Source organism: Pseudarthrobacter sp. NamE5 (assembly GCF_005796225.1).
In the GTDB taxonomy this organism is placed as follows: Bacteria; Actinomycetota; Actinomycetes; order Actinomycetales; family Micrococcaceae; genus Arthrobacter.
The window spans coordinates 45,293-58,427 of sequence record NZ_VAHO01000017.1 but is presented as its reverse complement, the minus strand read 5'-3'; the positions used below and the strand labels follow the sequence as shown (position 1 = coordinate 58,427).

Sequence of the window (13,135 nt, the reverse complement as noted above, 5' to 3'; positions counted from 1 at the left end):
TGCTAGTAAGAATCAAGATTTGACCAAGATCGCGCAGACCGCTGGTAATTTCCTTCTTGCAGGATACCAAGCCCGGAACGCCGAGCTTGCCTCAGTCAGCCCAAGGAGAGCCAGTGCCCGAGTCAAAGCCGCGCAAGAAGACTGCCAGCACCGAACAGCCGGCCTCTTCTTCCCAGACGTACAAACCCAACCCTGTATGGTTCAAGCCGGTGATGTTCGGCTTGATGCTCATCGGCCTTTTTTGGATCATCACGTTCTACATCAGTGAGGGCCGCTTTCCGGTGCAGGCCTGGGAATCGTGGAACATCGTTGCCGGTTTCGGGATCGCCATCGTGGGCTTCCTGATGACCACCCGCTGGCGCTCCTAGCATATTTTCCGCCGGGACTGCCCGGCAGGTACGTCCCGAAGGAGAGATCCCATGGCTCCCGACACCGCAGGTGTCCTGTTGGGTGAGGACGGCCTGGCCCGTCCGGCGTGGGCGGCCTTCGATGCCCTGATGCGGGACTACTACGACCAGGAGTGGGGCCTCCCCGTAAGGGACGAGCAGGGGCTCTACGAGCGCATTTGCCTGGAGGGTTTCCAGGCTGGGCTCTCCTGGGCAACAATCCTTCGTAAACGCCCTGCGTTCCGCCAGGCGTTCTCCGGCTTCGACCCCGAGGCGGTGGCGGTGTTCACGGACGCTGACGTGGCGCGGCTGCTGCAGGACCCGGACATTGTGCGGAACCGCGCTAAGATTCTGGCCACCATCAAGAATGCCCGGGCCACCCTCGCGCTTCGTGCAGAGGGAGGGCTGGTGGATTTTGTGTGGCAGTTCCAGCCCGCTGCTACCCCCCGGCCGCTGGTCCACGCGGATATCCCCACGCAATCCGTCGAATCCATTGCACTGTCCAAGGCCCTGAGGAAGAAGGGTTTCTCCTTCGTTGGCCCCACCAGCATGTTTGCCCTGATGGAAGCCATAGGCATGGTGGACACCCATCTGTTGGGAAGCCACCGCAGGGGGTCCTCCGGCATCTGGCAAGACCCCGCCCAGTCATCATCGGATACGGGCCAGCCATGAGCTACTGCCCGGTAGGCCAATCCGCTTTTCCCCAGCTGTTGGGAAAGTTATCCACAGTGTGGATAAGCTGCGGATACCTGTTTGGGGCGCAGCACCAGCGCGGGGGCGCGGGCACTGGAGTCTGAATTTGCGCGCCGCATACAGTTATTAACAATGTGGAATACCTGTGGATAAGCATCCCGCCGGAGCTTCGATCTAACGTTGTTGGCGGACCGGGTGGTGGCTGGTTATCGAAATGCGGTTGAAGGCGTTCATGGTAACGACGAGCCAGCTGACCACTGAGAACTCTTCCTCGGACAGGTGTTGCCGTGCGTAAGCCTCCTCTTGCTCCTGGGACAGGTGGCCCGGCAATGCCGTGATGCTCTCCGCCATGGCCAGGGCAGCACGCTCTTTATCTGTGAACAGCGCAGTGTCACGCCACGCGGGCAGGACAGCCAGCCGTTGCTGGGTCTCTCCCTCCTGGAGGGCTTCCTTCATGTGCAGGTCCAGGCAGTAGGCGCAGCCGTTCAACTGGGAAATCCGTACGTTAAGGAGTTCCATCATCCTCCGGTCAATGCCCGCGTCCCTGGCCGCATCCTTGACCTTGAGCCCCAAGCCGTTGAGGGACCTCCACAGGGCTGGATGCTGCTTATCAAGGAAGATGTGCTTGGTAGTAGCTGTCATGGACTCTCCTGGGAAGGCGCGATTACAGGGTTCGGCACCTGAAGCTTATCCACTTACCAACATGGGGATACCCACAACTTATCCACAGGTGTGGAAAGCGGCCGGGTACAGGAAGGCGGGAACGGCGCGCACGCTGTGATGCAGGCTCCCGGCCCGCAGAAAACTACACACCTGTTCTTTATTAACAGTGTGCATAACCCTGTTGAAAGATCCTTAGGGTGCCGGGCGGAATGTGCTTTGCTGCCCCAGCAGCCCTCAGTTATCCACAACGGCACGTTTTATCCATGGTTTGTCCACTTAAGAACAGGACTATCCCCAAGACTTATCCACAGGTGTGGAGAAAAGCGGGCGGATCTGGGGAAACTTGCCGGGATCTGGCGGTTGTTGGACCCTGGGGAAAAGAACTACAGGCGTGTAAGTTACCAACACTGTGGATAAGAGCTGTGGAAAAAGAAAGACACCGCTGTCCCAAGGACAACGGTGTTTCCCTCTCCCTCTGCGGGCCCGGTCCGAAGCCCTCAAACTGGAGTTAGATCGAGACCCGTATCCAGCTCACTGCGATCAGCAGCGCAAGCACGGCCAGCAGGCCGGCGGCCTGCAGGAGCCCCTGGCGAGGGCCACGTGGGGTGTAGGCGAGGACTGCTGCGCACAGCCCGCCGGTGATGAGTCCGCCCAGGTGGGCCTGCCAGGCAATTTGGGGAATCAGGAAGCCGATGACCCCGTTGATCGCTATCAGGACCCATAGCTGCCGGGTTTCGCCGCCGCGTTGGCGCTGGACCAGCAGCATGGCACCAAAGAGCCCGAAGATCGCTCCGGAGGCACCCACCACTCCCACCAGTCCCTGGCCGGGCACCAGCACGGGGTTCAGCAGCAGGTAGCCCACAGAGCCGCCCATGGCGGACAGCAGGTACAGCGCCAAAAAGCGGACCCTGCCGAGGAGCGGCTCGAGGGCCTGGCCGAAAATCCACAGCGTGTACATGTTCAGCAGTATGTGCAGCAGGGAATCCGGCGAGTGCAGGAAGGCTGCGGTGAGCATGCGCCAGGGTTCGAAAACGCCGTACTGCGGGGTGGCAAAGATGTTGTTGTAAGCAAACTGTTCGTACACGGCCTGGCCTGGGATGAGCCATTGCAGCGCGTATACCACCAAACATGCGGCGATGATCCCAAACGTCACCACAGGTTTGCCGCTGGCTACGGCGCCGCCGTAGACCGTCCGGACTTCCGGCGTCGAACGTTTTGTTTCGTTGACGCAGTCAACGCATTGGAATCCGACGGCGGCCGCCCGCTGGCAGTCGGGGCACGCGGGACGTCCACAACGCTGGCAGCGCACATAGGAGGGCCGGTCCGGGTGCCGCGGGCAGACCGGAACCTGCGCGGACGGCTCAGCCGACGGAATTCCGTAACTCATGGACGGGCGTTACAGCTGTTCAATGTCGATGCTGTTGATGGTGACGTCCTCAACGGGGCGGTCACCCATGCCGGTGCGGACACCCTCGATGGCGTCGACAACCTTCTTGGAGTCCTCGTCAGCCACTTCACCGAAGATGGTGTGCTTGCCCTGGAGCCAGTCCGTGGGGATGGTGGTGATGAAGAACTGGGAGCCGTTGGTTCCCTTGCCCATCTGGATGCCGGCGTTGGCCATGGCCAGCTTGTAGGGCTGGTTGAAGCTCAGCTCCGGGTGGATTTCGTCGTCGAAGCGGTAGCCGGGTCCCCCCGTTCCGCGGCCCAGCGGATCGCCCGCCTGGATCATGAAGTCCTTGATGATGCGGTGGAAGATGGTCCCGTTGTACAGCGGGGTGCCGGTCTTGTCCTCGCCCGTTTCCGGGTGGGTCCACGCCTGCTCGCCCGTGGCAAGGCCAACAAAGTTTTTGACAGTCTTCGGCGCGTGGTTGCCAAAGAGGTTGACGACAATGTCGCCGAGGCTTGTGTGGATGGTTGCTTTTGCAGTTGCGATGGCAGTCATAACGCCATTCTTTCACGGCGCCCACAGGCAGAAAGGACTGCGGCGGGAGTTCCGCGCTCGGTGAAATCCCCCTAAAAACCGCAGAGAGAATAGCCGGTGAACAGCAAGCCACGTAGGCTAACCACAGAACCGTCACATTAATTGGGAGGTAGTTGTGAAGAAATCGGATCGTATTGCCCGTGACCTTGAGTTGTCTGTCATCGGCGCTGTAGAAAACGCCAAGGATTGGGCTGCCCCCCGTGTGGAAGCAGCCGTGGACCTCCTGCAGCACAGCTTGGACACGGCATCCCCCAGGATCCAGGAGGGCCTCAAGAGCGCCGCACACAACCTGGCTGACGGCGTTGCCACTGTGACTCCCCGCATCCAGGATGGACTGGCTCAGCTTGCCCCGAAGATCAACGACGCTGTGGAAGGTGCCTCCCCACGGCTCCACGAGGCGCTGGACAGGGCTACGCCCGTTGTCCTCAATGCCCGTGACCGTGTGGTGGTTGAGTACCTGCCCCGGCTTTCGGACCAGATCGGTCTCGCGTCGGATGCAGTCCACCGCACACTTGAAAGCACCCCGGCCCGGGTGGATGCCGTAGCCCAGAAGCTTGGCGATGTGGGCATCATCCATGCCATCCAGGAGCAGGCGCAGGCGCAGGCGCAGGCAACAGGCACGCAGCTGAAGGCGGCTGCCTCCGAAGCTGGACGCACAGTGGGCATCCAGCTCGCTCAGCCTGAACCGCCGAAGAAGCAGCGTGGATGGCTGATCTTCGGCGTCGTCGCCGCGGCTGTGGCTGCAGGTGTTGCCGCCTGGAAGGCCTCCAAGCCGGTTGAAGACCCGTGGAAGACGCCGTCACCGGTCACCCCTGCCCCTGTCCCGGCAACCACCGTGAACGAGGTGCAGGAAGCAACGGCCGAGGCTGTGGAAAAGGCAGGAGCGGCAGCGGCTTCTGTTGCCGATACCGCCGCCGGCAAGGTGGAGGAGTCCGGCGACAAGGCAAAGCACGTGGCTGAGGACGTTGCGGACAGCACGGCATCGGCCGGCGAGGAAGCAAAGACCGCCAGCGGGAACGTCGCTTCAAACATCGGCAACAGCGGCAAGGGTACTGCCCAGTCGTGATGCAGAGGTAAACCGTATTCGTATTGGTGTTGCCCGTCCTGCTGGGCGGGCAACACCGGCAGGAAATGGCTCCGTCCACGGACGGGGCCATTTCCTTTCCCGGCCTTCTCTGGCCCCTCCCCTACAGGCGGTCCCGCGTCCGGGGGCGAAAGCTGTTGGATGCTAGATTTGAACTGATGTCAGCCGAACGATCCTCTGGGGATGCCTTGAACGACGCAGCAAACCTGCCCCGCGTTTCCATTGTTATCCCGGCCTATAACGAGGAGAGCGTCATCCGGCAGTGCCTCATTGCTGCCATCTACCAGTCCGTGCCCGCCCACGAGATCGTGGTGGTGGACAATTTGTCCAAGGACCGGACCGCCCGGATCGTGCGCCAGATGCAGCTCGAATACCCGGAAAGTCCCCTGGTCCTGCTCAGCCAGGACAAGGAGCAGGGGCTTATCCCTACCCGTAACTTTGGCCTGGACCATGCCACGGGGGACATCCTGGGCAGGATCGATGCCGACTCCGTTGTGGAGCCGGACTGGGTGGAGCAGGTCCAGCGGGCTTTTCTCGACCAGTCCGTCCAGGCGGCCACGGGACCGGTGGTCTACTACGACATGCCGATGCGCCGTTTCGGCCTTAAAGCTGATGACAAGATGCGCCAGCTCATGCTGAAGCTTGCCAAGCACCAGTACCATTTCCTCTTCGGCTCCAACATGGCCCTGAGATCGTCCGCGTGGGACATTATCAGGGCCGAGACATGCCGGGACGAAAAGGACGAGATGCACGAGGACATCGACCTGTCCCTGCATCTGGCCGAGCATGACCTGAAGATCCAGTACTGCCCGCAGATGGTTTCGGGCATGTCGGCAAGGCGGCTTGAAGACTCACCCCGGGACTACCGCTATTACGTCACCCGGTTCGACCGTACGTACAAGGCGCACAACGTCAAGAAGATGGCCTTGAAGGCTCCGATGGTGGTCTTCTTCTCAGTGTATTTTCCCGCCAAGCTCCTCCGGGCCATCCATACCGTCAATACAGCCCAGCCGGTGCGCCGCGGCGGCCAGTAACAGCTAGTCCGTTCCCAGCTCCGCAAGCGGCCGGTCCGACGGCGGTTCATGCCCGTCATCCTTTCCCCGTCTCCCGGCCCTGCCTGCCCTTTGGCCGGTGACGACGACGGCGAGTCCCGCCAGGATCAGGGCCAGCCCGGCGTAGGTGCCGGCAGGGAGGGTCTCCTGCAGGAAGACTGCGGCAAGAATTGCCGCGCCAGGGATTTCCAGGAGGATAATCATGGAGACCAGGAGCGGGCTCATGGTGGCCAGCAGGTGATTGAACGCGGTGTGGCCCACCAGTTGCGCACAGACCGTAATGGCCAGGATGCCCAGCCACCCCGCCGCCTCGAATCCTGCCAGCGGTTGACCGCCCAGCACCGCCATGACGGCGACGGCCGCGGCGCACATCCCGTAGCAGAGCGCGGTGTACGTTCCCGTCGTCATGCTCTGCCGTGCCTTTCCTCCCGCCAGTGTGTAGAGGCCGGCCAGCAGTCCGCCAGCCAGTGCCAGCAGGTCGCCCAGCAGGGCCTGGGGTGAGGAACCCATGTCGAACCCGGTGATGGCAGCGACGCCGCCAAAAGCGATGCCAAGGCCCACCAGCACCTGCCAGCGGTGGCGTGTCCCCCGGAAAAGCTGGAACACCGCGATCCAGGCGGACTGCAGGCACACCAAGGCGGTCGCGGCTGCCACCGAGGTCAGCTGCAGCGACGTGATGAAGCAGGCGAAGTGCAGCGCCAGTGCGACGCCGGCCAGCAGGCACCAGCGGAACTCCCCTTGCGTGATCCTGCCGAACTGCCGCGGCTCCCGGACCAGGGTGGGAGAGGCCATGACAACAGCACCGATGGCGTTGCGCCAGAAGGCTATGGCGAGTGCGCTCACGGTTGTGGCGCCGAGGGTGGCAGCAATCAGTGGTCCGGAGGAGGCCACACCCAGGACACCGATCGCTGCAAGAAAGAAGTTCACTGGACAACCCTAATGGGCGTTCCGCCGGGTCGCCTGCCGGCACTTGGCCGACTCGTGGGTATGGAAGCTGGGGAAAGCAAAAGTCCCGGCCCGCGTTTCCGCTGACCGGGACTTTCCCATGGTGGAGGCACGGGGACTCGAACCCCGAACCCCCTGCTTGCAAAGCAGGTGCGCTACCAATTGCGCCATGCCCCCATAAGAAGCAACCCATCCATCATACCCTAGAACCCGGGAGCCTTTGACCAGCTCCGGTCCAGGGCGCCTGCGCTAGTCCACCGTGTCGGTTGACTTGCTCCAGACATCTTTCTGGGCCTCAGACTCCTGTGCTTTCCGGTAGACCAGGACGCCTGCGATCGCCGCTGCCAGTACAAGCAACTTCTTCACATGCTCCCCGTTCCGGTCCGGCTGCACATTGTGCGAACCAGACCTCCACTTGAACCTGCACAGGTTCCGTGGGCGTACCAGGACTTGAACCTGGGACCTCTTCGTTATCAGCGAAGCGCTCTAACCGCCTGAGCTATACGCCCCGATGCCTCATCGGGCCGAGACATGACTTTACAGCACATCCCGGCCCGATCTCAAATCGGGCAGTTTCCCCGGCATACGCCGGTGAAACCGGGACCTAGTCGTCCGTGAGGGTGACGCCGACGCCGCCCACCAGGGTGGCGGAGATGTTGTAAAGCACAGCGGAGAGCATGGACAGTGCGGTCAGCAGGACCACGTTGACCACAGCGATGATGGTGGCGAAGGATGCCACCTGTCCCAGGGAAGCCACCTTCTTCAGCTCAAAGCCGCCGCCTTCGGTGCCGGCCAGGGTACCCAGCAGGCTGTCCACCTGATCGAAGATCCCCGTGAGGTCCAGAACCGTCCACAGAACGATGGCAGCAACCACCGTGACAATGCCCAGGGCGACGGACAGCAGGAATGCCATCTTCAGGACGGACCACGGGTCCACCTTGCTGATCAGCAGGCGGGCACGGCGGACTTTGGCCTTGGGAGCAGGCTTGACCAGGCCGGGAGTGCCCTGTCCCGGCGCCCCGGCGGCAGGCCGTTGGCCGGGCTGGCCCGCGGGGCGCTGCCCTGGTTGAGCCGCGGCCGGACGCTGGCCCTGCTGTCCTTGTTGCCCCGGCTGGCCCGACTGGCCGCTGGGACGGTCACCCTGGAGGGGCCGCTGGCCGGGAACTGCAGGGCGCTGGCCCGGGGCAGCCGCGGGCGCGGACGGCCGCTGCTGCGGACGGACGGGGGCATTCACGCGTGGTGCGGCCGCGGGCCGGTTGCCGTCGGGAACAGTGCTGTTCGACTTGGGAAATGAGTCGGGATTACTCACTCGTTACCTCCGTGTAGTCTTCGTTCGGCTCAGCGTCGCCCGAGGCGTCCTCTGACTCAACGGCCGGTGATCCTTCTGCCAGTGCTGGGTTGGCAGATTCCCCGGGGGTTCCGCCATCTTCAGCCAACGTTACGTCATCCTCCGGCGATTCCTCGCCCACAAGACCGCGTTCACTGTTGCGTGCCACTTCGATGATGCGGTCGTTCTTATCCGGCTTGGCAAAGATCACGCCCATGGTGTCGCGCCCCTTTGCGGGTACGCCGGCAACGGAGGAGCGAACCACTTTGCCGCCCTCCATGACCACCAGAACCTCATCCTCCTCCTGGACGATGAGAGCTCCCACCAGGTCACCGCGTTCCTCCGCGAGCTTGGCCACCTTGATGCCCAGCCCGCCGCGCCCCTGGAGGCGGTACTCCTCAACGGCGGTGCGCTTGGCATAGCCGCCCTCGGTCACGATGAACACGTAGGAACCGTCAGTCACCACGTTTGCCGCGAGCAGTTCATCGTCCTCGCGGAACTTCATCCCGGTGACGCCGGAGGTGGCCCGGCCCATTGGACGCAGTGCGTCTTCGGTGGCGGTGAAGCGGATGGACTGTCCCTTCCGGGATACCAGGAGCAGGTCGTCGGTCTCGGAAACCAGCTGCGCTGACACCAGTTCATCGCCGTCACGCAGGTTGATGGCAATCACACCGGCCGACCGGTTGGTGTCGTAGTCCTCCAGCCGGGTCTTCTTGACCAACCCGCGCTTGGTGGCGAGCACCAGGTACGGCGCCTGCTGGTAATCCTTGAGGTCGAGTACCTGGGCGATGTGTTCGTCCGGCTGGAACGCCATGAGGTTGGCCACGTGCTGGCCCTTGGCGTCACGGCCCGCTTCCATCAGCTCGTACGCCTTGGCGCGGTAGACGCGGCCCAGGTTGGTGAAGAAGAGCAGCCAGTGGTGGGTGGTGGTGACGAAGAAGTGCTCCACCACATCGTCGCCCCTCAGCTGCGCGCCCTTGATTCCCTTTCCGCCGCGTTGCTGGGAGCGGTAGTGGTCGCTACGGGTCCGCTTCACGTAACCGCCACGGGTAATGGTGACCACCATCTCCTCTTCGGGGATGAGGTCCTCCATGGACATGTCGCCGTCGAAACCCATCAGGATCTTCGTACGGCGGTCATCGCCGTGCTTGTCCACGATCTCGCCGAGTTCAGTGCTGATGATCTCCCGCTGGCGCTGCTCAGAGGCAAGGATTTCGTTGTATTCGGCAATGAGTGCTTCGAGTTCCGCGTGCCTGTCCTGGATTTTTTGCCGTTCCAGGGCGGCAAGCCGGCGCAGCTGCATATCCAGGATGGCGCGCGCCTGCAGCTCATCGATGTCCAGCAGTTCCATTAGCCCATCGCGAGCGGCTTCAGTGGTGTTGGACGCACGAATGAGCGCGATTACTTCGTCCAGCATGTCCAGCGCCTTCAGGAGCGCCCGCAGGATGTGGGCTTCCTCCTCGGCCTTGCGCAGCCGGTACCGGGTGCGCCGGGCAATGACGTCCATCTGGTGGGTGACCCAGTGCCGGATGAAGGCGTCCAAACTCAGGGTCCGGGGAACGCCGTCCACGATGGCAAGCATGTTGGCGGAGAAGTTGCTCTGAAGTTCGGTGTGCTTGTAGAGGTTGTTCAGCACCACCTTGGGCACGGCATCGCGCTTGAGCACGATGACCAGGCGCTGGCCCGTGCGGCCCGAGGTTTCATCGCGCAGGTCGGCGATGCCCTGGATCTTTCCGTCCTTCACCAGTTCGGCGATCTTGATGGCCAGGTTGTCCGGGTTCGCCTGGTAGGGCAGCTCGGTCACCACCAGGCAGGTGCGTCCCTGGAGTTCCTCAACATTCACCACGGCCCGCATGGTGACGGAGCCGCGCCCTGTACGGTAGGCGTCCTCGATGCCCTTGTGGCCCAGGATGGTTGCGCCGGTGGGGAAATCCGGTCCCTTGACCCGCAGCAGGAGTTCCTCCAGCAGCTCCTCGCGGCTGGCCCCGGGATTGGCCAGGTACCACTGAACGCCATCGGCTACTTCACGCAGGTTGTGCGGCGGGATGTTGGTGGCCATGCCAACGGCAATGCCCGAGGATCCGTTGACCAGCAGGTTGGGGAACCGGGCCGGCAGAATAGTGGGTTCCTGGTTCTTGCCGTCGTAGTTGTCCTGGAAGTCGACAGTTTCCTCGTCGATGTCGCGGACCATCTCCATGGCCAGGGGCGCCATCTTGGTTTCGGTGTAACGGGGTGCGGCAGCGCCGTCGTTGCCCGGTGAACCGAAGTTGCCCTGGCCCAGGGCCAGCGGGTAGCGCATGGTCCAGTCCTGGATAAGGCGGACCAGCGCGTCGTAGATCGCGGTATCGCCATGCGGGTGGTACTGGCCCATAACCTCGCCCACCACGCGGGCGCACTTGTTGAAGGAGCGGTCCGGCCGATAGCCGCCGTCGAACATTGCGTAAAGGACCCTGCGGTGCACTGGCTTGAGGCCGTCACGCACGTCGGGGAGGGCGCGGCCCACAATCACAGCCATCGCGTAGTCCAGGTAGGACCGCTGCATTTCGGTCTGCAGGTCCACCTGTTCCACGCGGTCGATCAGTACATCGCCTTCAAGAACGGTGTCCGGAGTACCGGCATCGGGTGCCGGGGTCTCGGGTGTTTCGTCGCTCATTTAATTTTATTTCCGTTTCAGGTATATGTCAGTATCCGAATATCTGTGGAAGTGCTTCCTAGATATCGAGGAACCTGACGTCCTTGGCGTTCTGCTGGATGAAGTTACGGCGGGACTCGACGTCCTCGCCCATCAGGACCGAGAAGAGCTGGTCGGCAGCCAGGGCGTCGTCCATGGTCACCTGCAGCAGCGTGCGGTTGTCCGGATCCATGGTGGTGTCCCACAGTTCCGTGTAGTCCATTTCGCCGAGGCCCTTGTAGCGCTGGATGCCGTTGTCCTTGGGGATCCGGCGCCCGGCGGCCTGGCCGGCCACGAGCTTCGCATCGCGTTCGCGGTCGCTGTACACGTAATCGTGGGCGGCGTTGGACCACTTGATGCGGTAGAGCGGCGGCTGCGCCAAGTAGACGTAGCCGTGCTCGATGAGCGGACGCATGTAGCGGAACAGCAGTGTCATCAGCAGGGTGGTGATGTGCTGGCCGTCCACGTCGGCATCTGCCATCAGGACGATCTTGTGGTACCGCAGCTTTGAAAGATCGAAGTCTTCGCCGATGCCGGTACCGAAAGCAGTGATCATGGACTGGACTTCAGCATTGCCCAGGGCCTTGTCCAGGCGGGCCCGCTCCACGTTCAGGATCTTGCCGCGCAGGGGCAGGATGGCCTGGGTTTCGGGGTTGCGGCCGCGCTTCGCGGAGCCGCCTGCAGAGTCACCCTCCACGATGTAGACCTCACACTTCTCCGGATCCTTGGAGGAGCAGTCGGAGAGTTTGCCGGGCATGCCGAACGATTCCAGGGGGCTCTTGCGGCGGGCGTTATCGCGGGCCTTGCGGGCAGCCATGCGGGCCTGCGCTGCCGAGATCGCCTTCCGGATCACGTCGCGGGCAGGACCCGGGTTGCGTTCCAGCCAGTCACCGAGTCCGTCGGTGACCACACGCTGGACGAAGCCCTTAACCTCCGAGTTGCCGAGTTTGGTTTTGGTTTGGCCTTCAAACTGCGGTTCGGACAGCTTGACGGAAATGACGGCGGTGAGGCCTTCCCGGATGTCGTCACCGGTAAGGTTGTCCTCTTTTTCCTTGATAATGCCTTTTTCCCGCGCATAGCGGTTAATCAGGGAAGTCAGCGCGGCGCGGAAACCCTCTTCGTGGGTGCCGCCTTCATGCGTGTTGATGGTGTTCGCGTAGGTGTGGACGCTTTCAGAGTAGGCATTGGTCCACTGCATCGCCATTTCCAAGGCAACCCGGCGGTCCTTGTCCTCCGTTTCGAAGGCGATCACGTCCTCGTGGACCACTTCCACCTTCTTGCTTGAGTTCAGGTGCTTGACGTAGTCCAGCAGGCCTTCGTCGTACTGGTACACCACCGTGCGGTGCTCTGCCCTGACCTCACCTTCGGTGACGACGCCGTCCAAGTCGAGGTCGGCGTCGTCATCTTCGCTGGTGGACGTGCGCTCGTCGGTGAGCGTGATGCGCAAACCCTTGTTCAGGAAGGCCATCTGCTGGAAGCGGGCGCGAAGCGTCTCGAAGTCGAACTCGGTGGTTTCGAAGATCGCGGGATCGGGGTAGAAGGTCTGGCTGGTACCGGTGACGTCCGTTTCTTCGCCCTTGACCAGGCTGCCCTGGGGCTTGCCGCCATCAGCAAAGGACATCCGCCAGACATGGCCCTGGCGCCGTACCTCGGTATCTACCCGGCTGGACAGCGCGTTGACCACGGAGATGCCCACGCCGTGCAGGCCGCCGGACACCGCATAGCCGCCGCCGCCGAACTTGCCGCCCGCGTGCAGGATGGTCATGACCACTTCAACCGTGGGCTTGTGCTCGGTGGGGTGCATGTCGACGGGAATCCCTCGGCCGTCGTCAACAACCTTCACGCCGCCGTCGGCCTGCAGGACAACCTCGATGTGGGTGCAGTACCCCGCCAAGGCCTCATCCACAGAGTTATCCACAACCTCATAGACCAGGTGGTGGAGTCCGCGGGGGCCGGTGGAGCCGATATACATGCCCGGGCGCTTCCGCACCGCTTCCAGCCCTTCGAGGACAGTAATATCGCTGGCACCGTATTCCCGGGGGGTCGCCTCGGCGGCGGGGGTGTCAGGCTTAGGGGCATCCTCGACTGCGGGTTCAGCTGCCAGAATATCTGTATTGTCGTTAGCCACAGGCGCTGTCGACTCCTCTGTTCTCAATGGTGGCCGGCCGAGTCCTCTCCCTGGGTTTCCTTCAGGAAATTCATCCGCCAACAGGCACAAACGTGTAGCGCAGGTGACTTGTTGGCGGAGGGATCCGCACTCCGCGTGCTGGAAGCGCACGGAAAACGGACTCAGTCAACGTTTCACCGGCGCCCAGTTATCTACAACGATTCTA

12 protein-coding genes and 2 tRNA genes are annotated in these 13,135 nt (G+C 62.6%); 4 read left to right on the top strand and 10 right to left on the bottom strand.

Features of this window, described 5'->3' with window-relative positions:
* Positions 1-113: 113 nt before the first annotated feature.
* Both FDW84_RS16855 and FDW84_RS16850 read left to right on the top strand, forming a co-directional pair.
* On the top strand, positions 114-368 hold the full coding sequence (locus tag FDW84_RS16855; RefSeq protein WP_138610656.1) for a cell division protein CrgA: 255 nt from the start codon (positions 114-116) through the stop codon (positions 366-368).
* 51 nt (positions 369-419) lie between these two features.
* Positions 420-1,058 (top strand): DNA-3-methyladenine glycosylase I, encoded by a 639-nt coding sequence (locus FDW84_RS16850; RefSeq protein WP_138610655.1) that lies wholly within the window; start codon positions 420-422, stop codon positions 1,056-1,058.
* Positions 1,059-1,253: 195 nt separating this feature from the next.
* Here FDW84_RS16850 and FDW84_RS16845 read toward each other — a convergent pair whose 3' ends face one another.
* The 3 genes from FDW84_RS16845 to FDW84_RS16835 form a co-directional block, all read right to left on the bottom strand.
* Complete coding sequence (locus FDW84_RS16845) at positions 1,254-1,721, bottom strand: carboxymuconolactone decarboxylase family protein (protein ID WP_138610654.1); 468 nt, start codon at positions 1,719-1,721, stop codon at positions 1,254-1,256.
* Positions 1,722-2,250: 529 nt separating this feature from the next.
* Complete coding sequence (locus tag FDW84_RS16840) at positions 2,251-3,129, bottom strand: rhomboid family intramembrane serine protease (RefSeq protein ID WP_138610653.1); 879 nt, start codon at positions 3,127-3,129, stop codon at positions 2,251-2,253.
* 9 nt (positions 3,130-3,138) lie between these two features.
* Complete coding sequence (locus FDW84_RS16835) at positions 3,139-3,684, bottom strand: peptidylprolyl isomerase (protein WP_138133524.1); 546 nt, start codon at positions 3,682-3,684, stop codon at positions 3,139-3,141.
* A gap of 154 nt (positions 3,685-3,838) precedes the next feature.
* Here FDW84_RS16835 and FDW84_RS16830 point away from each other — a divergent pair, with 154 nt between their 5' ends.
* Together FDW84_RS16830 and FDW84_RS16825 are read left to right on the top strand one after the other, a co-directional pair.
* Entirely contained in the window at positions 3,839-4,789 is a 951-nt protein-coding gene (locus FDW84_RS16830) for a hypothetical protein (protein WP_138610652.1), read from the top strand.
* A 176-nt stretch (positions 4,790-4,965) separates the two neighbouring features.
* Positions 4,966-5,841, top strand: coding sequence for a glycosyltransferase family 2 protein (locus FDW84_RS16825; RefSeq protein ID WP_138610651.1), 876 nt, complete (start codon positions 4,966-4,968; stop codon positions 5,839-5,841).
* 3 nt (positions 5,842-5,844) lie between these two features.
* On the opposite strand, the gene FDW84_RS16820 is transcribed toward FDW84_RS16825, so the two are convergent.
* From FDW84_RS16820 to gyrB, 7 genes are all read right to left on the bottom strand, one after another.
* On the bottom strand, positions 5,845-6,786 hold the full coding sequence (locus FDW84_RS16820) for a DMT family transporter (RefSeq protein ID WP_138610650.1): 942 nt from the start codon (positions 6,784-6,786) through the stop codon (positions 5,845-5,847).
* A gap of 119 nt (positions 6,787-6,905) precedes the next feature.
* A tRNA-Ala gene (locus tag FDW84_RS16815) sits at positions 6,906-6,981 on the bottom strand.
* A gap of 72 nt (positions 6,982-7,053) precedes the next feature.
* Complete coding sequence (locus tag FDW84_RS19810; protein ID WP_240720043.1) at positions 7,054-7,170, bottom strand: DLW-39 family protein; 117 nt, start codon at positions 7,168-7,170, stop codon at positions 7,054-7,056.
* Positions 7,171-7,239: 69 nt separating this feature from the next.
* A tRNA-Ile gene (locus tag FDW84_RS16810) sits at positions 7,240-7,313 on the bottom strand.
* Between the two features lie 95 nt (positions 7,314-7,408).
* Positions 7,409-8,113, bottom strand: coding sequence for a DUF3566 domain-containing protein (locus FDW84_RS16805; protein WP_138610649.1), 705 nt, complete (start codon positions 8,111-8,113; stop codon positions 7,409-7,411).
* Positions 8,106-10,784 carry a DNA gyrase subunit A gene (gene gyrA / locus FDW84_RS16800; RefSeq protein ID WP_138610648.1) on the bottom strand — a complete coding sequence of 893 codons (2,679 nt, stop codon included), beginning with the start codon at positions 10,782-10,784 and terminating at the stop codon, positions 8,106-8,108. Before gyrA ends, FDW84_RS16805 begins: the two co-directional genes overlap by 8 nt.
* Before the next feature lie 58 nt (positions 10,785-10,842).
* The gene (gyrB, locus tag FDW84_RS16795) at positions 10,843-12,930 is read right to left on the bottom strand and encodes a DNA topoisomerase (ATP-hydrolyzing) subunit B (RefSeq protein WP_138610647.1); all 2,088 of its coding nucleotides are present in this window, start codon (positions 12,928-12,930) and stop codon (positions 10,843-10,845) included.
* Positions 12,931-13,135 lie beyond the last annotated feature (205 nt).

Coding starts and splice junctions, on each gene's coding strand:
- FDW84_RS16825 (WP_138610651.1), top strand. CDS start 4,966: ATGTCAGCCGAACGATCCTCTGGGGATGCCTTGAACGACGCAGCAAAC.
- FDW84_RS16845 (WP_138610654.1), bottom strand. CDS start 1,721: ATGACAGCTACTACCAAGCACATCTTCCTTGATAAGCAGCATCCAGCC.
- gyrA (WP_138610648.1), bottom strand. CDS start 10,784: ATGAGCGACGAAACACCCGAGACCCCGGCACCCGATGCCGGTACTCCG.
- FDW84_RS16850 (WP_138610655.1), top strand. CDS start 420: ATGGCTCCCGACACCGCAGGTGTCCTGTTGGGTGAGGACGGCCTGGCC.
- FDW84_RS16835 (WP_138133524.1), bottom strand. CDS start 3,684: ATGACTGCCATCGCAACTGCAAAAGCAACCATCCACACAAGCCTCGGC.
- FDW84_RS16840 (WP_138610653.1), bottom strand. CDS start 3,129: ATGAGTTACGGAATTCCGTCGGCTGAGCCGTCCGCGCAGGTTCCGGTC.